The organism is Vibrio gangliei (genome assembly GCF_026001925.1).
Classification (GTDB): domain Bacteria; phylum Pseudomonadota; class Gammaproteobacteria; order Enterobacterales; family Vibrionaceae; genus Vibrio; species Vibrio gangliei.
In genome coordinates this window covers 1,196,947-1,216,297 of the sequence record NZ_AP021869.1, presented here as the reverse complement: position 1 = coordinate 1,216,297, position 19,351 = coordinate 1,196,947, and the positions used below count along the sequence as shown (strand labels likewise).

Here is a 19,351-nt window from a genome sequence, read left to right as displayed (position 1 = left end):
TTGAGAACTTAAATCAGCCTACTGCTTTAACCGACAATGTTAATTCAAACTCAGCCATCGGCTTATCTCCATTTAAACTCGGACATAAGGCAGTGATCTTAACCGGTTGATTAACGCGTTCTCCCGTTTCAATGGTTTCAGCTAGCATTCTATCAATCAGCTTTCCATCGTTACAAACAAACACCACATCGTCTTCTGGACGAGCTAAGAACTCCGCTTTCACCGCTTTAAAGGCTAAAGAAATCTTCTTGCCCATTTGCTCTGATTTGCTGATTGCTAGAAAGCCACCAGCCGCATCGGCCCCGACCGCTAACGCGCCAAAATACATGCTATTCAGGTGATTTTTCGTTGCTTTTTGTAGTGGGATCTTAATTTCTACCGATTCCTGGGTCAGTTTTAAAATTTCAGGCTGACAATAACCAATCATTGGAACAAGTTGTTCACCAAAATACTTTAAATGCTCATTGGCACGAGATAAATCGCTCATGTTCTTTTCCTAGTTAGGTTTCACGTCTGACCAGTTAACGCATTATTAACATTCTAGTCAATAAATAAACAATCAACTTGCTGACGAGCTAAAAAAAACCGATGCTGAGATCGGTTTTTTTGTGATTTATGAAGCCAATTACAAATTACAAGTCATTATCTTTAAGCCAATACCTGCACTTGATCAAGTTCCGCCAACGCATCTTGCATTTTTGGGTAATTGGCTAAATCTTGGCAATAAACAATACAGGGTTTTTTAGCATTATTTGCCACTTTAACAGCCTGCGACAACAACATCAGTACCGCGTCATGCTCTGGGTTAAACAAGCTATTCAAGTCTTCATTATGAATATCAACGCCCAAAGTAAGCTGAGTCAGGTTCCCTGTGTTAACCACTAGGCCATCAAAATATTGCAGCAATTTATCCGCAAGAAGTACAGAAGATGGCGCGTCACAGCAGTATAAGACTTTTAAACCCGCCAGCCCTCTTGGCAAGCCTTGAATCGCCAAACGGTCGATGACCATCGCCGCATCACTCAAAGCACGTACAAAAGGCACGACAATTTCAATATCAATGCCCTTTTCACGTAGTTGCTTAATCACAAGACACTCGAGTCCGAAAGAATGAGTGTGCTCTGCTGATGCAAATCGAGAAACGCCACGAAGACCTATTGCCGGGTTCACTTCTTCTTTTTCGATACCACCACCGATCAAAGCCGAATAGGCGTAGCTATCCGCATCAGACAAACACACACGCACATGTTGATGCTGAGGTAAAATCGCCGCTTCAATTAACGCTACTAAGGTTGTGACAAAGTGTTCATCAATAGCGTCTTGTGTCAGTTCAGTACTGCCCACTAATGCTTGCAGATGAACACGATCAGATTCATCCAACTTATCTAAATGTTGACCAACTTCAGGATGATAAAAAATATTTTCTTGGACTAATTCACTCAGAGAAACAAAAAGATGCGTGGCATTATCAACTTGTGACGTCTGTTGTGACGGCAGTACATCACCAATTAATGTATTAGAAGGAAGTGTGTTAGCAGAAAGCTCTTGAGAAGAAAGGCTTCCTTGTGAAGTCTGGGACATAATTACTCCATTAAATAAGTCACTTTAGCTTGAAAATACTGAGTAAACCGACACAAAACAAGTAAAAAACCACTTTCATGCTCAATTAAACAGCAATCTTAAGAAAATAAGTAAAAATCAATAAGAATGCTGCCCATAACGTTTATTCCGTCACATAATTCCGTTATCTTTACCCGGTGTACTTTTAAATGAAGACAAACAAATGCCATTTGTAAAAACTGATGAGCTACGCACCCAAGCGCTTGGTCCTATGCCAACGCCAATGGAATTAATGCAAGCTCACCCTCTGCCAGATGAAGTGGCAGAACACATTGAACATTCTCGTCGCCAAATTGAACAGATTCTGTCAGGACAAGATTCTCGCCTGCTTGTTATTGTCGGCCCATGCTCGGTACACGATACCGAAGCCGCAATGGACTACGCCCAGCGTTTAAACCAATTACAAGCCCAGTATAAAGATCAGCTCTTTATTGTGATGCGTACTTATTTCGAAAAACCACGCACTATCATAGGCTGGAAAGGTTTGATCACGGATCCGAATTTAGACGGTAGTTACGCCTTAGAAGCGGGCTTAAATAAAGCGCGTAAATTACTGCTCGATATCAATAAGCTTGGAATGGCTACGGCAACTGAGTTCCTAGATATGATCACTGGCCAATATATTGCTGATTTGATCTCTTGGGGCGCAATTGGGGCACGCACAACAGAATCTCAAATTCACCGCGAGATGGCCTCTGCACTTTCATGCCCTGTGGGTTTCAAGAATGGCACCAATGGTAATGTGAAAATATCAACCGATGCGATTCGTGCTGCTCAGGCTTCTCACTACTTCTGCTCTCCAGATAAAAATGGTCGCATGACAGTGTACCGTACATCCGGCAACCCATTCGGCCATACCATTTTACGTGGCGGTGATTCTGGGCCAAACTATGATGCACAATCAATTCAAGCGGCTTGCGAGCAATTAAGTGAGGTTGGTTTAACCCCTCGCCTAGTGGTTGACTTCAGCCATGCTAACTGCCAGAAAGAACATCGTAAACAACTCGATGTGGCGAAAGATATTTGCCAACAAATCGAAAATGGTTCGACTTATATCGCCGGCATCATGGCTGAAAGCTTTATTGAGGAAGGTAATCAACCCATGGATGACATTACCAATCTCACATACGGAAAATCGATTACCGATCCATGTTTAAGCTGGCAAGATACCGCGGATATGCTCGCTATGCTTGCCCAAACTATTAAAAATCAATCGGAGAAAAACTGATCATGCCTTCATTCGATATTATTTCTGAAGTAGACAGTGTTGAAGTAAGAAACGCCGCTGAAAACGCCAGCCGTGAACTTGATACCCGTTTCGATTTTCGTAACGTTAACGCGAGTTTTGAGTTTAAGAACGACATTGTTAAATTGAGCGCTGAAAACGAATACCAAATTGGTCAAATGATGACGATTCTTCGCGGTCAATTGGCTAAGCGTGGTGTTGATGCCAACTCTCTTGATCTGCAAAAAGCCGATCAAACCGGTAAAACTTACTCACAAGAAGCCTGGTTCAAACAAGGTATTGATGTGGCGGTAGCAAAAAAACTGGTTAAGTTGATTAAAGACTCAAAGCTAAAAGTTCAGGCCTCAATTCAAGGTGACAAGGTTCGTGTTACAGGTAAAAAGCGTGATGATTTACAACAAGTAATGAGCCTAGTGCGTTCTTCTGAACTTGAACAACCATTCCAGTTCAATAACTTTAAAGATTAATCGACGATCCTGTTAATAAAATCAACCACAAGCAAAATCAAAAAGGCGATTTCAGTTATGAATATCGCCTTTCTTTTATTCTTCTATTTCAATCCATTTTGTCCCTAAGCTTGTGGTTTGATTCCGAGCTTAGAAATAGTAGATTTCACGTCGGCTAACTCTTGTTTCTTCTTAGCGAGTGATGCATCAATTTTACCAATTTGTTCTGTAGCCAGTTTTTCTTTTTCACAAGAATCTGATTTTGGGTCCCAACTTGTACCATCTTTAAACAACTTACATTCTTCTTGTAACTTTTTGGTTTGGGCAGCCAGTTTTTCTCGGGTAGTTGATAATTTTGCAATTTGAGTTTCTAACTCACCTTCTTTATCAAATAACTGGTGAGATTGTTCATATAAATCGCTCTGTAGTTCTTTGGTTTCTTCAAGCTGCTTATTCTCAGTTTTAAGCGTAACAGCTTCTTTTTTCTGAACCACTAACGTCTGTTCTACTTTCTTTTTCTGCTGTTGCAGCTTCTCAAGCTGAGCCGTGAGCTTGTCAATTTTTTCTTGTTGTTGCTGAGATTTTTGCTCAAACCCTTCGCTCTTTTCATTCAGAGCAGTTTGCAGCGCTTCGTATTTCGCCAATAAATCTTGATGCTTAGACGTAAATTCCGCTTGTTGTGACGCTAACTTTTCAGACGTTGGCGTCACTTGGTAATAAGTGATCACAGAACCCAAAGCACTTCCAACAACAACGGCAACAACTAGCAAGATTTTATTATTCATGAATATGTGGTTCCAATAATTAAAATATAAACAAAGGGACTAATGTCACAACTCGTCTCAGCGAATCAACTCGCTGACCATCACAACGGCAATATAAGCCAGCAATGCACCGGATAACACTATCGCCACCCATTTTTGAAATTGAGCATTAGTACGATATCTCAATAGCAAATATGCCAACACTGCAAAAAGAGCAATCGCGATCAGTCTAGTCATACTGTCCCTTCGTTTTCCCTCAAGTAATCGATTTATAACGGTTAATTTTAAAATTACCTTAGCCTAGAACAAGATTTGTCTCGCTAATGTCATATCAGGTCACATTGTTCACATTATGCGACGGTAATCCTAGGGTCTGTTGATATTTCGTGATTGTTTTTGCAGCGAATTGTTGGGTATTTGAACAAGGCAGAGGCTCCATGGTGTAGCTAGCCTACACGAGGAGCCGATAACGCAGTACAAATGACCAACAAACGCTGCCCGAAGGGTTCGGCTAAAAGCATTTTATACTTCGTTAAGTCTCATTTACTTAGAATAACTAGGCTACAATCGACTTGCCTCGCCTAAAATGCTTTTATCTCGAACAAAATTCAACCACGAAACGTCAACAGACCCTAGAGCCTATTAATCATTATCTAACGCTAATTTTAGACCAAGTGTCACAAGCACGACACCTGTTACCCCTTCCATCCATTTCATCATGGACGAGTTTTGAATCCAACTTTTAGCTGAATGTACCATAGTCGCAATACCGCACTGCCACACCATCGCAATCACAAAATGAATCGAGGCCATAAATAAAGACTGCAATAACGCAGAATGCTCTGGGTTAATAAACTGAGGTAAGAATGCTAAGTAAAATACAGCGGTTTTAGGATTCAGAACATTAGAAAGCAAACCTTCACGGAAAGAACGCTTTACCGATAAGGCCTTACCGACACTGCCACTGGTGACATCCAATTGTCCTTGCCCTTTCCAAACAGCGATTAAACCAGTGACACCGAGATAAACCAGGTAGGCAGCACCTACCAATTTCATGGCATGGAACAACTCAGCCGATTGCAACAAAATAGCCGAAATACCAATCGCCGATAATGTCGCATGAACAAACAAACCACAACAAATGCCCAAACTGGTGATACAGCCATCAATACTACCGCTACGAGAGGTATTACGAATCACTAATGCCGTATCTAGCCCCGGCGTCAGCGTTAGAATGGTAATGGCGATTAAGAATGCGCCGGTATTAACAATATAAAAGTCCATGATGTCCTTGCTCAAAAGCCATAAACGTTAGATGAGCTTTCGTTATATCAGTGAAATCAGCCGAAAGAAAGTGTTTTGCAGCCTTCTGTTCAAGATGCTATAAACAATGGAAACCTATGCCCTTAAAAACTGATAAAGGAAGATTATGAGCGACTATCAAAAGCTAGTTCAGCATTCAAAAAAATTAGCTAACTTTAACCACTTAGCCGCAATCTCAGGTTGGGATCAGGCAGCAGTTATGCCTGCAGGTGGTAATGAAGCTCGCTCCAACGCCATGGCGGAATTATCAGTATTAATTCATCAGCTCAGCACCGAGCCACAACTGGCAGACTGGTTTGCCGGTGCCGAGCAAGAAACACTTACATCGCAACAACAAGCGAGCCTAAGGGAAATGAAGCAGCGCTGGCAACAAGCGACCGTTTTACCGGAGAAATTGGTGCAAGCTAAATCGTTAGCGGGTATGAAGTGCGAACACGCTTGGCGCACTCAAAGGAAAGAAAACGACTGGCAAGGGTTTGCTAAAAACTGGCAACAAGTAGTGACATTGTCACAAGAAGAGGCACAAATCCGAGCGGAAAACTTAGGAACGACCCCTTACGATGCCATGCTGTCACTCTATGAGCCAGGAACGACAACAGATTCTTTAGATAATGTTTTCAACGATGTCAAAACTTGGTTACCAAGCTTGGTTGATCAAGTGATAGAGAAACAACGCCAGGAATCTTTTATTCAACCACAAGGTCCCTTTGCTACCTCGCAACAAAAAGCACTTGGGTTAAAAGTCATGGAGTTTCTACAATTTGACTTCAACCATGGACGCTTAGACGAAAGCGTGCACCCTTTTTGTGGGGGGGTTCCTACCGACGTGCGCTTAACGACTCGTTATGATGAGAATGACTTAGTCCAATCCTTAATGGGCACCATTCACGAAACTGGTCATGCTCGTTATGAACAAGGCCTACCAACAGATCTGGCTGGCTTACCCGTGGGTGAAGCTCGCTCAATGGGAATTCATGAATCACAATCGTTGTTCTTTGAAATGCAATTAGGCCGTAGCCCTGAATTTATTAGTCATTTGTCCTCCATGGCACAGCAAGAGTTTCAAGCCAACAGCAACCCAGCCTTTAGTGCGGAGAATTTCCAAAAACTCTACACGCGTGTTGAGAAAGGTTTTATTCGTGTCGATGCCGATGAACTCACCTATCCTGCCCATGTGATTTTACGTTACGAGATTGAGCGCGATCTGATGAATGGCAACATCTCATTTAATGATGTACCTGAACTGTGGGATCAGAAAATGCAGCAATACTTGGGCTTAACCACTCAAGGCAATTTTAAGAATGGCTGTATGCAAGATATTCACTGGACCGATGGCACATTTGGCTATTTCCCAAGTTATACATTAGGTGCCATGTACGCCGCCCAATTTATGGCCTCAATGAAGAAAACCGTGGATGTAGAAAGTGCAATACGTTCAGGCGATTTATCACCCATCTTTAACTGGCTATCAGCAAATATCTGGAGCAAAGGCAGCACACTCAATACAGATGACTTGGTCAAACAAGCAACGGGTGAGACCTTGAATACCAAGCACTTTAAAGCGCATTTAGAAACAAGATACTTGGGCTAATGATCCAATAATTTTCTGGGGCTAGACTAACTTAGCCCCAATTTTCTCGCTGCAAACCATAAACGGCATGATCAACAATACGACCATTGAGGTTTTCCGCTTGAGTAATAACCCCTTCTAACTCAAAGCCTAATCGCTCGCATACTTTTCTACTAGGTATGTTTTCAACAGCAACCGAGATTTGCACTTTGAGCATGTCCAATTCAGAAAATGCCACATTAATCAGCTTTGAAACAGATTTTGTGATAATGCCTAAGCCTTGATAGTCCTGACTCAACCAATAACCGATTTCGACCTTCTTTAATTGATGATTAATCGAGTTAAAACTGATATTGCCAACCAAGTTTTGCTGGTAGAAAACCGTACAGACAAGTGACTTCCCATCAGCATAATCATGCAGAGATTGTGTGATGAAACTTGCAAAGAAAGCCGCGTCTTTTGCGTGGGGTGGCCATGCTAGCCACTGACTTAAATAATCACGCTGTTGCGCCACAATCTCAAAATAATCGGCGGCAAATTTGGCTTCGACTAAAGCCAATTGTATTTCATCATCGACATCCAATGTGAACATGGTTTTTCCTTTCTAAACGCGTGCTTATATGCTTTTGTAACACGTTAAAAGAAACACGAACACCTTGTCTAGAAGAAGCCATCAAAAACCCGATCCCGGCTGCTTTAAAAACTCAATTTCAGCATCGGTTGAAGCTCTACCTAATACGTCATTACGATGTGGGTAACGGCCAAATCTATCAATAATGGCTTTATGTCGGTACTCAAAATCTAAATTGGCAGGCTTACCGAGTGAGGTGAACAGCCCCATAGCAATCTCATGGATAACCGCTGACTCGCTGTGCATATAAGGTAGGTATAAAAATAAACGTTCATCAGGGGTAAGGTGTTGATCAAAGCCTTGGCTTACTGCAACTTGAGCCAAAGCGAGCGCTTGTGCATCACTGGCATACGCTTTTGGTGTATCTCGATATATATTTCGAGAGAACTGATCAAGAATGATGATTTCAGCAAGTGCACCATGCGGTTCAGCGCGCCAAGTATAGAGTTCACCTTGTTCAGCTTGTAGATGCAAATTAGCAAACTTGTATTCAATCAGAGCGTCAAGTTCAGGATCTTTTTGCCACCATTGCTCCTGCTCTAGTTCATGAAACCAAAACTCTAATACTTGATCTTGCATAAATAGCGCCTCCATTTTGATATCCATTCAGTATAGGAAAGAAAATGCGGATGTTATCTAAGCCTTAAGTCGAACAAACTGGATTACAAGCGCTGATATTCCCCCTGAATGCGTTCTTTACCATATTGACGTTCTAATCGACGGACGATGAAATGCCCAGTTGCCATATCTTGATAGTGCCCAATAAAAATGGTATTGATGATAGCACCACCCGCCGCACCAATAGCAGGAATGGCCTGTGCAGCGGCCTTTTCGGTAACTTGAATGCCAAAACGTTTGGCAACTTCCGCCGTGATCTTAACAAGCAGCGGTGAACCTTTATCAGTAATGGCTTTTTTCGCGACAAACTCGGAGGCATCTAACACCGATTTAGCCAAGGCGGTACGCACAGCATAATAGCCGCTTTCACTGCCATCATCGTCTGTACTTTTGCCACCAAGCGCGAAGACTTCAATACACGCCAGTTTAGTGTTTAAATCTCGGATGCATTCCCCTTCAGCGCGAGCAATATCAGCAATCGAGCGCAACATAATCGTGGTTGATATAGGCAACTCAACGGCAATACCGGCTACGCCAAAAAATCCGCCCACACCGCCCGTTACCGCAACTCCGAGTTTATGCAGACGATTAGATGATGCACTACCGCTATCTTTTAATGTAAAAATAGCCGCGTCTGAAGCTTTAATGAGTGCTTTTTGAGTCAGGTCATTAATGCTGCTATTCCAATTTTTCGGTAACAGTTTCAATCCTTGTTCTATCGGTGAGCCTATCGCATTCGACATCTTCGCCGCTAAACCAGGGTTTTCGAGCAGTTGTTTTGCTTGAGCGAGACATTGTCTATCGTGAGAGGATAATTCCATTAGTATTAAGCCTTCTAATAAAAAACCGCTACCTAACGAAGATTAGATAGCGGTTACCATATTTCAACTGGATTCGGTATTAAACCGATTCAGTAGAACTTATAAGAAGTGGAAGGTTGCACTTAATGTATAAGTATTTGCATCCAGTTGGTCGAAACCAAAGTGGTTATAAGCTAAACCAACAGACAAAGATCCAAGAGGAATACCATCTAATACGGTGTATTCAATACCGGCACCGTACATGAAGTCGTAGCCATCGTCGTCTTTAAACTTCTCACCCGCACCTACGTCATATTTGTTGGTACCTAACTTACCATAAAACTCAAACGGACCAACATTGATGCTTGGTTTGATAGCAGCGTAAACTGTTGTTAAATCTGAACCTGCCGCTTTACCAAGATCCCAATAACCCGCTTCAACACCAATAAAAGGAAGAATACCTGTACCAATGTTTACACCATAGGTACCATCACTGCTGGTATCTGATTTGTTGTAATCGGCACTACCGTAGTTTACACCAGCGTAAAGCCAAGAATCTGCCAATGCAGGTGTCGCTGCTCCCATTAAAGCAAGCGCTAAAAGCGTCTTTTTCATTCTATTCCCTTCGAACATATCGAGTTTCAAATATCAAAGCCAATTAACCAGAAACCGTTTCATCGTTTCTCATACTACGCTATGCATCCATTGCTGATAACTAACAGCTGATTGATAACAAAGTAACTAAACCGATTCACCGAAACTAACCATTAGCTAGCTTTATATTAAATAATTATACGCATCATTAGTGAGATGCCCTGCAAAATCAAGAAGTAATTCTGTAAACCTTGCTAAATATGACAATTCCTTACAAAACCCATGTGAAAAATCGTACTTATCGTTGAATTATTAATCACATATTGATAACAAATTATCAGTGCAAACCGCTTAACAAGCATCAATCGCGTTCTTAATTCGCTTATCAGAAACTGGGTATGGTGTACCTAATTGCTGTGCAAAGTAACTCACGCGTAATTCTTCGATCATCCAACGAATTTCTTTCACATTGTCTGGCACTTCAACCCCTTTCGGAATTTTATTCAGCAGTTCTTTATAATCTTTGACCGCCGATTCCACCTTAAGCATATGCAAGCGGTCTTTATTCGGATCGATGGGCAATTTCTCCATACGGCGCTCAATGGCTTTCATATAACGCAGAATATCCGGTAATCGCTTCCAGCCACATTCAGTCGCAAAGCCTTTAAAAATGAGCCCTTCGATTTGCGCTTTAATGTCTGACAACGCAAACGCCATAGAGAAATCCACTTTACCTTTTAACTTCTTATTGATGTTAAACGCCGTCGTCAAAATGGTTTCTACTTGCTGAGCAATGTCGACAACCGTATCACCAAGCTCCGCACGTACATGCTCTTTAAGCGCTTCAAATTGTTCTGGTTGCCAAACTAAGCCGCCCTTTTCTTCGATTAATTTATCCACCCCACAGGCGATACAATCATCGATGAGATCCATCACTTTACCGTATGGATTAAAATACAGGCCTAACTTAGATTTATTCGGCAGATTACTGTGCAAATATTTAATCGGTGACGGTACGTTTAACAAGATCAGACGACGCTGACCAGATCGCATTGCTTGGTGTTGTTCCTGCTCGGTTTCAAACAGTTTGATTTCAACGCTGTCTTTAGCATCGACTAACGCCGGGAAGGCTTTTACCTCAAACCCACCACGTTTTTGCTGATACACCGTAGGCAATTCACCAAAGCTCCACGTATGTAGACCTTGTTGTTCGATATCGTCATCGGCCACTTTCGATAACGTTTCTTGCACTTTATCTTTTAGGCTTTCTTTTAACTCATATAAATCATAATGTTCTTTGAGTTTACGTTTACGATGATCTACCGCTCGGAATGTGACTTTTAAATGTTCAGGTATTTGCTCTAACTGCCAATCTTCACGTTTGATTTCTACGCCCGTCATGCGGCGCAACTCTTTTTCTAACGCATCCAGCAATGGCATTTCCATCGGTGTCACACGAGATAAGAACGCATCCGCGTAGTTTGGCGCTGGCACAAAGTTACGTCGTAACCCTTTTGGCAGCGATTTAATCAAACTCACCACCAGTTCATGGCGCAAACCTGGAATTTGCCAGTCGAATCCATCAGGGCTGACTTGGATTAAAATCGGCAATGGAATATGCACCGTCACACCGTCGTTATCTTGCCCCGGTTCAAACTGGTAGCTGAGTTTGAGTTTTAAGCCGTTTTGATGCCAAAAGTTTGGGTAATCCAAATCAGTGACATGGCTCGCATCGCCCTGTAGCAGCATTTCTTTTTCAAAATCGAGTAGTTCAGGGTTCTCTTTACTGGCTTTTTTCCACCAAGAATCAAAATGACGGCCAGAAACCACATCGGTGCTAACACGTTGATCGTAGAAGTTAAACAACTCATCATCATCGACCAAAATATCGCGACGACGAGATTTATGCTCCAACTCTTCCACTTCACGCAATAGCTTACGGTTTTGGTGGAAGAATTTGTGTTTGGTTTCCCAATCCCCTTCAACTAAAGCACTGCGTATGAAGATCTCACGGCTCACCACGGCATCAATGTTGCCGTAGTTCACGGTACGTTTCGGCACAATTGGAATGCCGTACAGCATGACTTTTTCGTACGCCATGACGGCAGCTTGTTTTTTAGACCAATGAGGCTCGCTGTAACTACGCTTAATTAAATGTGGTGCAAGCGGCTCAACCCATTCAGGTTGAATTTTCGCAATAATACGACCCCATAATTTCGATGTTTCCACCAATTCCGCAGACATCACCCACTTAGGTTGCTTCTTAAATAAGCCCGATGCAGGGAATATATGAAAACGAGCATTGCGCGCACCTTGGTATTCGTTCTTCTCTGCGTCTTTCATACCAATATGAGAAAGCAAACCCACCAGCAATGCGGTATGAACGGACTGATAGCCCGCCGCTTCCGTATTCAGTTTTGCACCCATTTCACGCATCGCTTGATGCAATTGGAAATACACATCTTGCCACTCACGCACACGCAAATAGTTTAAATAATCCTGTTTACATTGCTTACGGAATTGATTGCCTGTTAACGCTTTTTGCTGCTCTTTGATGTATTGCCACAAGTTCACAAATGTTAGGAAATCTGATTCCTCATGGAAGAAGCGTTTGTGCTTATCATCTGAACTTTGTTGTTTATCACTTGGACGTTCACGCGGATCTTGAATTGACAACGCAGAGGTAATAATCATCACTTCTTGCAAACAGTTGTATTTCACCGATTCCAACACCATGCGCGCTAAACGAGGATCAATAGGTAAACGCGCTAAATTGCGACCAATTTGCGTTAAGCGTTTTTTCGGATCTTTGGCATTCGCATTAATCGCGCCGAGCTCTTCCAGTAGACGCACACCATCTTGAATATTGCGTTTATCCGGCGCTTCAACAAATGGGAAGGCTTCAATATCGCCTAAACCCAGTGATGTCATCTGCAAAATAACTGACGCTAAGTTAGTACGAAGAATCTCAGGATCGGTAAATTCAGGGCGAGAATTAAAATCTTCTTCTGAATATAAACGAATACAAATACCTTCGCTTACACGACCACAACGACCTTTACGCTGATTGGCACTGGCTTGTGAAACCGGCTCAATTGGCAAGCGTTGAACTTTGGTTCGATAACTGTAACGACTAATACGCGCTGTACCTGGATCGATCACGTATTTGATACCAGGAACCGTCAGCGAGGTTTCCGCTACGTTGGTTGCAAGGACAATTCGACGCCCCGCATGCGGTTGGAAAATACGATTTTGCTCTGCCGAGGATAAACGTGCATACAAAGGCACCACTTCCGTATCGCGCAACTTTCGTTTCATCAGCGCATCGGCGGTATCACGGATCTCGCGCTCACCATTCATGAAAATCAAAATATCGCCAAGTCCTGGCTCATCACACAGCTCATCAACGGCTTGGAAAATCCCTTCAAGCTGATCGAGATCTTGATCAGCATCATCAGGATTAAGAGGACGATAACGCACTTCCACTGGATAGGTTCTGCCAGAGACTTCAATAATTGGTGCGTTATCAAAGTGATTAGAGAAGCGTTCAGGATCGATAGTCGCTGAAGTAATAATCACTTTTAAATCAGGGCGTTTTGGCAATAACTCTTTGAGATAGCCCATGATGAAATCAATGTTTAAGCTACGTTCGTGTGCTTCATCGATAATAATGGTGTCGTATTGATTCAAAAATCGGTCGTGTTGAATCTCCGCCAGTAAAATACCGTCGGTCATCAATTTGATTTGAGTGTTATCAGAAATTTGATCGTTAAAGCGAACTTTATAACCAACAAACTCACCCATTGGGGTTTGCATTTCTTCAGCAATACGACTGGCAACCGAACGTGCAGCCAATCGACGTGGCTGCGTATGACCAATCAACCCAGCACGACCTCGGCCTAGTTCGCTACAAATTTTCGGGATTTGCGTGGTTTTACCGGAGCCCGTTTCACCTGCAATGATCACCACTTGGTGATTGGCAATTGCCTCGGCAATATCATCACGCTTTTGACTCACCGGTAAATTTTCAGGATATTCAATATGTGGCTTATGCAAACTACGGTTTTGTACCATCATCATGGATTTAGCAATATCCATGGCGATTTCATCAAACACCGCCGCTTGTGATTCTGGCTTTTTAATCTTGCTTGCACCGTGAATACGCTTACTGAGACGAAAACGATCACGAATCATGCAGTCTTTTAAAGCGGCACGTAGGCTCTGAGCCGTATTGGCTTGAGCTTTTGGGGCTTTAGAGTCATGAGAAGTTGAAGATTGAGAGTCCAGTTGATCGCGATGATGAGATTTGGTCAAAACAATTCCTATTTGAAAGCAAGCTGTGGCGCGGTTGAGAATTTCGCACCCGAATCTATAAACAGCAATAATTGTAACACAGCCCGTTTAAGGCTGAATATGGTATATATCGCCCATTATTGTAAACCACGTACAATTGCAGTGGCTGCGCTGATTAAGCAAATAATGAGGGTCAGAATACGAATCCATTCTTTGGAGACATATTTCACAATCACTTGTGCGGCAACATAACCCAGCCAGCCCATTGGTAATAACGGTAAGGTTTTCAGCAACAAATCCCAGTGCAAGTAGCCGATAAAGTATTGCACAATCAAAGAAATCATGGAGCTAAACACAAAGAATGCCGCCAAGTTACCGCGTAACGATGCAGCATCTTGATGTTGCAAAATTAACGCCATTGGAGGTCCACCGATACTCGAACTTGTGCCCATAAAACCGGAGAAAAACCCGGCCACTGCCATGCGATTCGGTGTCGGCTCAAAACGTATAGGCAGTAAACTGATTAACACCGCGAGCAGTACCATCACCCCTAGCCACAAAGATAAGGCCGAGCTGGAAACATACAGCAGCAATACCCCACCAAAGATGGAGCCGGGTACTCGTCCATAAATGGCCATTTTCAAGCCGCCTAATGCAATATTATTTCTATACTTATAAGCATTAAACAATGAATTGAACAGAGCCACCATAACGATAGGCGCAGGTACATAATCGGGTGATACAAGGAACAACAAAGGTGCGGCAACAACGGCCAAGCCAAAACCAATGGCACTTTGAACAAATGACCCTAAAAACACAATTGCCATGGCCAGTAAAACAGTATGATCTAACCCTAACATCGCTTCAGCACCTTTAAAAAAACGCTTATTGTACACCATTGAGAAATCAGAAAGGTATAGTTTGAAATGGCAAACCGCTCATCTCACGGGACTTTTGTTGAAATTCATGGTCAAAAAGGTAGTGTATTAGGAAACTATGCAGAGGTATTTATGATCAAATCGTTGAAGACATTTTTTAATCAATTGATACAAGAGCAGCAACAAGATAAATCTGGCATTGACTCTCACTTAGCCATCGCCTCTTTACTTTGCCAAGTTTCGCAAGCGGATCACTCTGTGGATGAGCAAGAACAAGTCACCAAAACCCAAATGTTAGTCAAACTCTTGTCTATCACGGAAAATGAAGCGGTCAATCTACTGAATCAAGCTGCTCAGCTATCTAAAAACTCCGCTTCATTGTATGAGTTTACCGATCATTTACGTGATTTAGAGCATCAACAACGCTTTGATTTAATTCAGTCTTTATGGCAAGTGGCTTATGCAGACAATCAGCTCGATCCGGTTGAAGAAGCAATTATTCGTAAAGTGGCTGAGCTACTGTATGTCAACCATAGCGATTTTATTCGTGCTAAATTATCGGTCGCTCCAGAGTAATAAAGTACCGTTTTTATACGATACAAGCCTCATTATGGCTAAACTGTTCTCAAGCGTTTCTTTACACCTAGGTTCAAGGTAATATATCGCCTCTTAACCTATTCATATTTTGGAAGTTCCTATGAGCCATGACAACGCCCCAACCTTTTTCTTTTTCGATTACGAAACTTGGGGTGTCAGTCCAGCTAAAGATCGCCCAAGCCAATTTGCTGGCGTACGTACCGATATGGACTTCAACATCATTGGCGAACCTTTGGTGATTTATTGTCAGCCACCGAGCGATTATCTGCCTTCACCGGAAGCGGCATTAATCACAGGCATCAAGCCACAAAAAGCCGTAAAAGATGGATTACCAGAGCCTGAATTTATTCGTCGTATTCACGATCAACTCTCGACCCCCAATACCATTTCATTAGGCTATAACAGCATTCGTTTTGACGATGAAGTCACCCGTTATACGCTTTACCGTAACTTCTATGACCCGTATGCGTGGTCCTGGCAAAATGGTAATTCTCGCTGGGATTTACTCGACATAATGCGTACTTGCTATGCTTTACGTCCTGAAGGCATTAACTGGCCAGAAAATGATGAAGGCTTTCCAAGTTTCAAGCTTGAGCACCTATCCGTTGCCAATGGAATTGAACACAGTAATGCTCACGATGCGATGGCCGATGTGATCGCTACTATCGAGCTGGCGAAAAAACTGAAACAAGCGCAACCGAAATTGTTTAATTATCTCCTTAGCATGCGTCATAAGCGTAAGCTCAATGAGTTAGTCGATATCGTGAACTTAACCCCATTAGTGCATGTCTCTGGCATGTTTGGCGTGCAATGTTCTAACATCAGTTGGATTGTGCCGATGGCGTGGCACCCGACGAACAACAATGCGGTCATTACCGTCAACTTGGCTATGGACCCAACGCCATTGATCGAGCTAGATGTAGAAACATTACATCAACGTTTGTACACCAAGCGTGATGACCTTGCTCCCGATGAGTTACCCGTGCCGTTGAAATTGGTTCACCTGAATAAATGTCCTGTATTGGCACCGGCAAAAACATTAACCGCTGAAAACGCGGAGCGAATTGGGATTGACCGCGAGCAATGCTTAGCAAACCTTGCCAAGCTCAAAGCACATCCAGAAGTTCGAGAAAAACTGATTGGTATTTACAACATTGAACGTGATTACCCGCAAGATAATAACGTTGATACCCAGCTCTATAATGGTTTCTTCTCACCTGCCGACAAAGCAACGATTGATATTATTCGTGAAACTGAGCCAGAGAAACTCGCCGGGCTAGAGCTGTCGGTGAGCGATCCACGCATCGAACCACTATTGTTCCGCTACCGCGCTCGCAATTTCCCATGGACATTAACCGAAGCCGAGCAACAAAAATGGATGGCCCACTGCCGTGAATACTACGAAGACAATATTGAAGATTACATGTTGAACTTAGAAAACCTTGTTCACGAGCATGAAAGCGATGCCGCAAAAATGGATATTCTCAAATCAGTTTATCAATACGTTCAGTCTTTAATATCTTAGGTCCAATATCGATTTATACAGTTAGGAAGTTTGAGGAGTTACCGTTGTTCAGCAAGTTGCTCAATTATGCGCTGTCCTTTGCTCTGATTATGGTGAGCTTATGGGCAGGCAATGCCATTCAACACTTTTTTTCGTTATCGGTCCCCGGCAGTATTTTCGGCATGCTGATTTTGTTCGCCTTACTGGCTTCAGGCATAGTGAAAGTTCGATGGGTTAAACCTGGAGCACAATTTATCATTCGGTATATGATCATTTTGTTCGTACCGATCAGTGTCGGCTTAATGGATCACTTCCCTGTATTGCTTGATAACGCACTGTCCATTTTTGCTAGTAGCATAGGCGCAACGACTATTGTTCTGGTCCTGCTGGCTTTAGGCTTACAAAAAATCTTAACCGACAAGCCAAAGCATAAGGAGAAATCCTAATGTGGTTACTCCTTACCTTCGCCGTTTTTTTTGCTGTACGTTGGTTTGCTAATAAGGTGAAACATCCGCTCGCCAACCCCCTATTACTCAGTATTGTCATCATCATTCCGTTGTTACTCGCACTGGATGTACCTTATGAAGTGTACTACGCACAAAATAGTTGGATGACCTATTTATTACAACCCGCCGTCGTTGCTCTGGCTTATCCACTCTACGAACAACTACCTCAAATTCGCCAAAACTGGAAAATTATCTTTTTAGCTTGTGGCGTCGGCAGTGCAATGTCGATGTTAACCGCTGGGCTTATCGCCGTGGCACTGCATACCGACCCAACGTTAGTGGCGAGTTTAATGGGTAAATCAGTCACCACGCCAATTGCGATGGAAGTCGGTAAAAGTTTGGGCGGAGAGCCCGCCATTGCCGCAATTTTAGTGCTGATTGTCGGTGTGTTTGGCTCGGTGTTTGCCTATCCGATTTATTCAATGTTGGGTGTGACGCATCCGATTGCTCGTGGCTTAACCATGGGCACCGTCTCTCACGCCTTAGGTACGGCGAGTTGCGCTGAGAAAAATGCCGAAGATGCCGCTTTTAGCTCTTTAGCATTGGTAAGCTGCGGCATCATTACCTCCATACTTGCCCCGTTATTCTTCGCTTTTTGTCTTTGGGTTGGCGGTATAATTGGCTGATAGCCGCAGGTCCAGAGCCCTCTTTAATTCCAATTGATGAAATAAAAAAAACGTGACACATTCATTTCATCAGACTCAATAACAAAAAATGGGCATTCAGTTGCCCTTTTTTATCAATTCATAACAACAAATTCGACTCAGCTTGTACTTTTATACATTGATGATAGCTATCTTGTCACCTTGACCCCATAATTTGATTCAAAGCACATTAAAAATGAAATGGATAAATATAATTTCATAAAAGTGAGATATAAACCTTAAAGGAATTTCCTCGTATGACTCAACATATTCACCCTGAATCACTGAAAAACCTACCGCAAGCTGTTGTTTCTCAAATCACGTCTCTTATGCAAGCTGACGGTTTTAGTGGTCATTTTTCAGCACAGCAATACCAAACATTACTCGCCACCTCAAACATGACAGACACTGAATTCAAATTAGCCCTACTGCCTATTGCTGCAACACGAGCATATTGCGGGATTTCTCATTTTCATGTGGGTGCGATTGCTGAAGGACACTCTGGGAATGTGTATTTTGGTGCAAATATTGAAATCCCAGGAGTACAACTGAATCAAACCGTTCACGCCGAACAATCCGCGATCAGCCACGCATGGATGAAAGGGGAAACTGGCATTAAAAACATCACCATCAATCACACACCATGCGGACATTGCCGCCAATTTATGAATGAACTGAATCAAGTTGACGAACTTTCCATTCAACTGCCTAACCGCCCTTCTTATTCTTTAGCGGATTTATTACCTGAATCCTTTGGTCCTAAAGATTTAGACATTGAAGCTCGTCTAATGGATTCAACTCGTCAAAATTACCGCTTTGATAACGCAACATCAACTATTGTCAATGCCATTGAAGCATTAAACCTTAGCCATGCACCTTATACACATAACCACAGTGGTGTCGCTTTGCAAACTCAGTCTGGTGGGCTTTATTCTGGTGCTTACGCAGAAAATGCCGCATTCAACCCAAGCCTACCTCCTCTACAAGTGGCGATTAATTTATTGTTGCTCGCCGGTGAAAAGCTAGAACATATCACTACCGCGGTATTAGCTGAAAATGCGAATGGAAGCATCAGCCACTTAGCGGAAACCCAAACAACATTAGAAGCCATCAATCCCGATATTACGCTCGAGTACCTTTCACTCAGTCAATAAGTCGCACTTAAACCAACAAAGCTGCAACTTCAAGTAAGACAGGTAATAAAAGCCCACTGAACAATCAGTGGGCTTACAAATAAAATGTGACGCAACGCTTGCGCAAACGTTTGCCTGGCAGGTAAAATCCAACACAAATTTTATGTCTTTCTCTTTTCTATAC

At 42.7% G+C, this 19,351-nt stretch carries 19 protein-coding genes; 8 read left to right on the top strand and 11 right to left on the bottom strand.

Annotated elements, in window-relative coordinates:
* Positions 1 to 13: 13 nt before the first annotated feature.
* On the bottom strand, positions 14 to 487 hold the full coding sequence (locus Vgang_RS05520) for a PaaI family thioesterase (protein WP_105903759.1): 474 nt from the start codon (positions 485 to 487) through the stop codon (positions 14 to 16).
* 161 nt (positions 488 to 648) lie between these two features.
* Positions 649 to 1,581 carry a putative PEP-binding protein gene (locus tag Vgang_RS05515; RefSeq protein ID WP_105903760.1) on the bottom strand — a complete coding sequence of 311 codons (933 nt, stop codon included), beginning with the start codon at positions 1,579 to 1,581 and terminating at the stop codon, positions 649 to 651.
* Between the two features lie 202 nt (positions 1,582 to 1,783).
* On the opposite strand from Vgang_RS05515, the gene Vgang_RS05510 reads away from it, so the two are divergent.
* Positions 1,784 to 2,848, top strand: a complete 1,065-nt coding sequence (locus Vgang_RS05510) for a 3-deoxy-7-phosphoheptulonate synthase (protein WP_105903761.1) — start codon at positions 1,784 to 1,786, stop codon at positions 2,846 to 2,848.
* Positions 2,849 to 2,850: 2 nt separating this feature from the next.
* Positions 2,851 to 3,333 carry a YajQ family cyclic di-GMP-binding protein gene (locus Vgang_RS05505; RefSeq protein WP_105903762.1) on the top strand — a complete coding sequence of 161 codons (483 nt, stop codon included), beginning with the start codon at positions 2,851 to 2,853 and terminating at the stop codon, positions 3,331 to 3,333.
* A 104-nt stretch (positions 3,334 to 3,437) separates the two neighbouring features.
* On the opposite strand, the gene Vgang_RS05500 is transcribed toward Vgang_RS05505, so the two are convergent.
* The 3 genes from Vgang_RS05500 to Vgang_RS05490 all read right to left on the bottom strand — a co-directional run bounded on the left by Vgang_RS05500 (position 3,438) and on the right by Vgang_RS05490 (position 5,360).
* The gene (locus Vgang_RS05500; RefSeq protein ID WP_105903763.1) at positions 3,438 to 4,097 is read right to left on the bottom strand and encodes a hypothetical protein; all 660 of its coding nucleotides are present in this window, start codon (positions 4,095 to 4,097) and stop codon (positions 3,438 to 3,440) included.
* 57 nt (positions 4,098 to 4,154) lie between these two features.
* Positions 4,155 to 4,313 (bottom strand): hypothetical protein, encoded by a 159-nt coding sequence (locus Vgang_RS05495; RefSeq protein ID WP_170066867.1) that lies wholly within the window; start codon positions 4,311 to 4,313, stop codon positions 4,155 to 4,157.
* Positions 4,314 to 4,718: 405 nt separating this feature from the next.
* Complete coding sequence (locus Vgang_RS05490) at positions 4,719 to 5,360, bottom strand: LysE family translocator (protein WP_105902680.1); 642 nt, start codon at positions 5,358 to 5,360, stop codon at positions 4,719 to 4,721.
* Between the two features lie 145 nt (positions 5,361 to 5,505).
* On the opposite strand from Vgang_RS05490, the gene Vgang_RS05485 reads away from it, so the two are divergent.
* Complete coding sequence (locus tag Vgang_RS05485; protein WP_105902681.1) at positions 5,506 to 6,990, top strand: carboxypeptidase M32; 1,485 nt, start codon at positions 5,506 to 5,508, stop codon at positions 6,988 to 6,990.
* A 31-nt stretch (positions 6,991 to 7,021) separates the two neighbouring features.
* Here the strand turns inward: Vgang_RS05485 and Vgang_RS05480 are convergent, their stop codons facing one another.
* The 6 genes from Vgang_RS05480 to Vgang_RS05455 form a co-directional block, all read right to left on the bottom strand.
* The gene (locus Vgang_RS05480; RefSeq protein ID WP_105902682.1) at positions 7,022 to 7,561 is read right to left on the bottom strand and encodes a GNAT family N-acetyltransferase; all 540 of its coding nucleotides are present in this window, start codon (positions 7,559 to 7,561) and stop codon (positions 7,022 to 7,024) included.
* Between the two features lie 81 nt (positions 7,562 to 7,642).
* On the bottom strand, positions 7,643 to 8,179 hold the full coding sequence (locus tag Vgang_RS05475) for a DUF924 family protein (protein WP_105902802.1): 537 nt from the start codon (positions 8,177 to 8,179) through the stop codon (positions 7,643 to 7,645).
* Between the two features lie 83 nt (positions 8,180 to 8,262).
* Positions 8,263 to 9,039, bottom strand: a complete 777-nt coding sequence (locus Vgang_RS05470) for an EcsC family protein (RefSeq protein ID WP_105902683.1) — start codon at positions 9,037 to 9,039, stop codon at positions 8,263 to 8,265.
* 99 nt (positions 9,040 to 9,138) lie between these two features.
* Complete coding sequence (locus Vgang_RS05465) at positions 9,139 to 9,633, bottom strand: outer membrane beta-barrel protein (RefSeq protein WP_105902684.1); 495 nt, start codon at positions 9,631 to 9,633, stop codon at positions 9,139 to 9,141.
* 330 nt (positions 9,634 to 9,963) lie between these two features.
* The gene (hrpA, locus tag Vgang_RS05460) at positions 9,964 to 13,899 is read right to left on the bottom strand and encodes an ATP-dependent RNA helicase HrpA (protein ID WP_105902803.1); all 3,936 of its coding nucleotides are present in this window, start codon (positions 13,897 to 13,899) and stop codon (positions 9,964 to 9,966) included.
* A 143-nt stretch (positions 13,900 to 14,042) separates the two neighbouring features.
* Complete coding sequence (locus Vgang_RS05455; RefSeq protein WP_406708302.1) at positions 14,043 to 14,732, bottom strand: sulfite exporter TauE/SafE family protein; 690 nt, start codon at positions 14,730 to 14,732, stop codon at positions 14,043 to 14,045.
* Positions 14,733 to 14,915: 183 nt separating this feature from the next.
* On the opposite strand from Vgang_RS05455, the gene Vgang_RS05450 reads away from it, so the two are divergent.
* The 5 genes from Vgang_RS05450 to cdd all read left to right on the top strand — a co-directional run bounded on the left by Vgang_RS05450 (position 14,916) and on the right by cdd (position 19,188).
* Positions 14,916 to 15,359, top strand: coding sequence for a tellurite resistance TerB family protein (locus tag Vgang_RS05450; RefSeq protein ID WP_105902805.1), 444 nt, complete (start codon positions 14,916 to 14,918; stop codon positions 15,357 to 15,359).
* Positions 15,360 to 15,480: 121 nt separating this feature from the next.
* Positions 15,481 to 16,905: an exodeoxyribonuclease I gene (gene sbcB, locus Vgang_RS05445; RefSeq protein WP_105902685.1), complete on the top strand. Its 1,425-nt coding sequence runs from the start codon at positions 15,481 to 15,483 to the stop codon at positions 16,903 to 16,905.
* Between the two features lie 44 nt (positions 16,906 to 16,949).
* On the top strand, positions 16,950 to 17,330 hold the full coding sequence (locus Vgang_RS05440; RefSeq protein ID WP_105902686.1) for a CidA/LrgA family protein: 381 nt from the start codon (positions 16,950 to 16,952) through the stop codon (positions 17,328 to 17,330).
* Positions 17,330 to 18,016 carry a CidB/LrgB family autolysis modulator gene (locus tag Vgang_RS05435; protein ID WP_105902687.1) on the top strand — a complete coding sequence of 229 codons (687 nt, stop codon included), beginning with the start codon at positions 17,330 to 17,332 and terminating at the stop codon, positions 18,014 to 18,016. Before Vgang_RS05440 ends, Vgang_RS05435 begins: the two co-directional genes overlap by 1 nt.
* 275 nt (positions 18,017 to 18,291) lie before the next feature.
* Positions 18,292 to 19,188 (top strand): cytidine deaminase, encoded by an 897-nt coding sequence (gene cdd, locus Vgang_RS05430; RefSeq protein WP_105902688.1) that lies wholly within the window; start codon positions 18,292 to 18,294, stop codon positions 19,186 to 19,188.
* Positions 19,189 to 19,351 lie beyond the last annotated feature (163 nt).

What these genes read in the sequence shown, in the direction of transcription:
- Vgang_RS05465 (WP_105902684.1), bottom strand. Translation starts at nt 9,633, where the DNA reads ATGAAAAAGACGCTTTTAGCGCTTGCTTTAATGGGAGCAGCGACACCT.
- Vgang_RS05510 (WP_105903761.1), top strand. Translation starts at nt 1,784, where the DNA reads ATGCCATTTGTAAAAACTGATGAGCTACGCACCCAAGCGCTTGGTCCT.
- Vgang_RS05485 (WP_105902681.1), top strand. Translation starts at nt 5,506, where the DNA reads ATGAGCGACTATCAAAAGCTAGTTCAGCATTCAAAAAAATTAGCTAAC.
- Vgang_RS05490 (WP_105902680.1), bottom strand. Translation starts at nt 5,360, where the DNA reads ATGGACTTTTATATTGTTAATACCGGCGCATTCTTAATCGCCATTACC.
- Vgang_RS05495 (WP_170066867.1), bottom strand. Translation starts at nt 4,313, where the DNA reads ATGACTAGACTGATCGCGATTGCTCTTTTTGCAGTGTTGGCATATTTG.
- sbcB (WP_105902685.1), top strand. Translation starts at nt 15,481, where the DNA reads ATGAGCCATGACAACGCCCCAACCTTTTTCTTTTTCGATTACGAAACT.
- Vgang_RS05455 (WP_406708302.1), bottom strand. Translation starts at nt 14,732, where the DNA reads ATGGCAATTGTGTTTTTAGGGTCATTTGTTCAAAGTGCCATTGGTTTT.
- Vgang_RS05515 (WP_105903760.1), bottom strand. Translation starts at nt 1,581, where the DNA reads ATGTCCCAGACTTCACAAGGAAGCCTTTCTTCTCAAGAGCTTTCTGCT.
- Vgang_RS05520 (WP_105903759.1), bottom strand. Translation starts at nt 487, where the DNA reads ATGAGCGATTTATCTCGTGCCAATGAGCATTTAAAGTATTTTGGTGAA.
- Vgang_RS05450 (WP_105902805.1), top strand. Translation starts at nt 14,916, where the DNA reads ATGATCAAATCGTTGAAGACATTTTTTAATCAATTGATACAAGAGCAG.
- Vgang_RS05475 (WP_105902802.1), bottom strand. Translation starts at nt 8,179, where the DNA reads ATGCAAGATCAAGTATTAGAGTTTTGGTTTCATGAACTAGAGCAGGAG.
- Vgang_RS05480 (WP_105902682.1), bottom strand. Translation starts at nt 7,561, where the DNA reads ATGTTCACATTGGATGTCGATGATGAAATACAATTGGCTTTAGTCGAA.
- Vgang_RS05470 (WP_105902683.1), bottom strand. Translation starts at nt 9,039, where the DNA reads ATGGAATTATCCTCTCACGATAGACAATGTCTCGCTCAAGCAAAACAA.
- Vgang_RS05500 (WP_105903763.1), bottom strand. Translation starts at nt 4,097, where the DNA reads ATGAATAATAAAATCTTGCTAGTTGTTGCCGTTGTTGTTGGAAGTGCT.
- Vgang_RS05505 (WP_105903762.1), top strand. Translation starts at nt 2,851, where the DNA reads ATGCCTTCATTCGATATTATTTCTGAAGTAGACAGTGTTGAAGTAAGA.
- Vgang_RS05435 (WP_105902687.1), top strand. Translation starts at nt 17,330, where the DNA reads ATGTGGTTACTCCTTACCTTCGCCGTTTTTTTTGCTGTACGTTGGTTT.
- cdd (WP_105902688.1), top strand. Translation starts at nt 18,292, where the DNA reads ATGACTCAACATATTCACCCTGAATCACTGAAAAACCTACCGCAAGCT.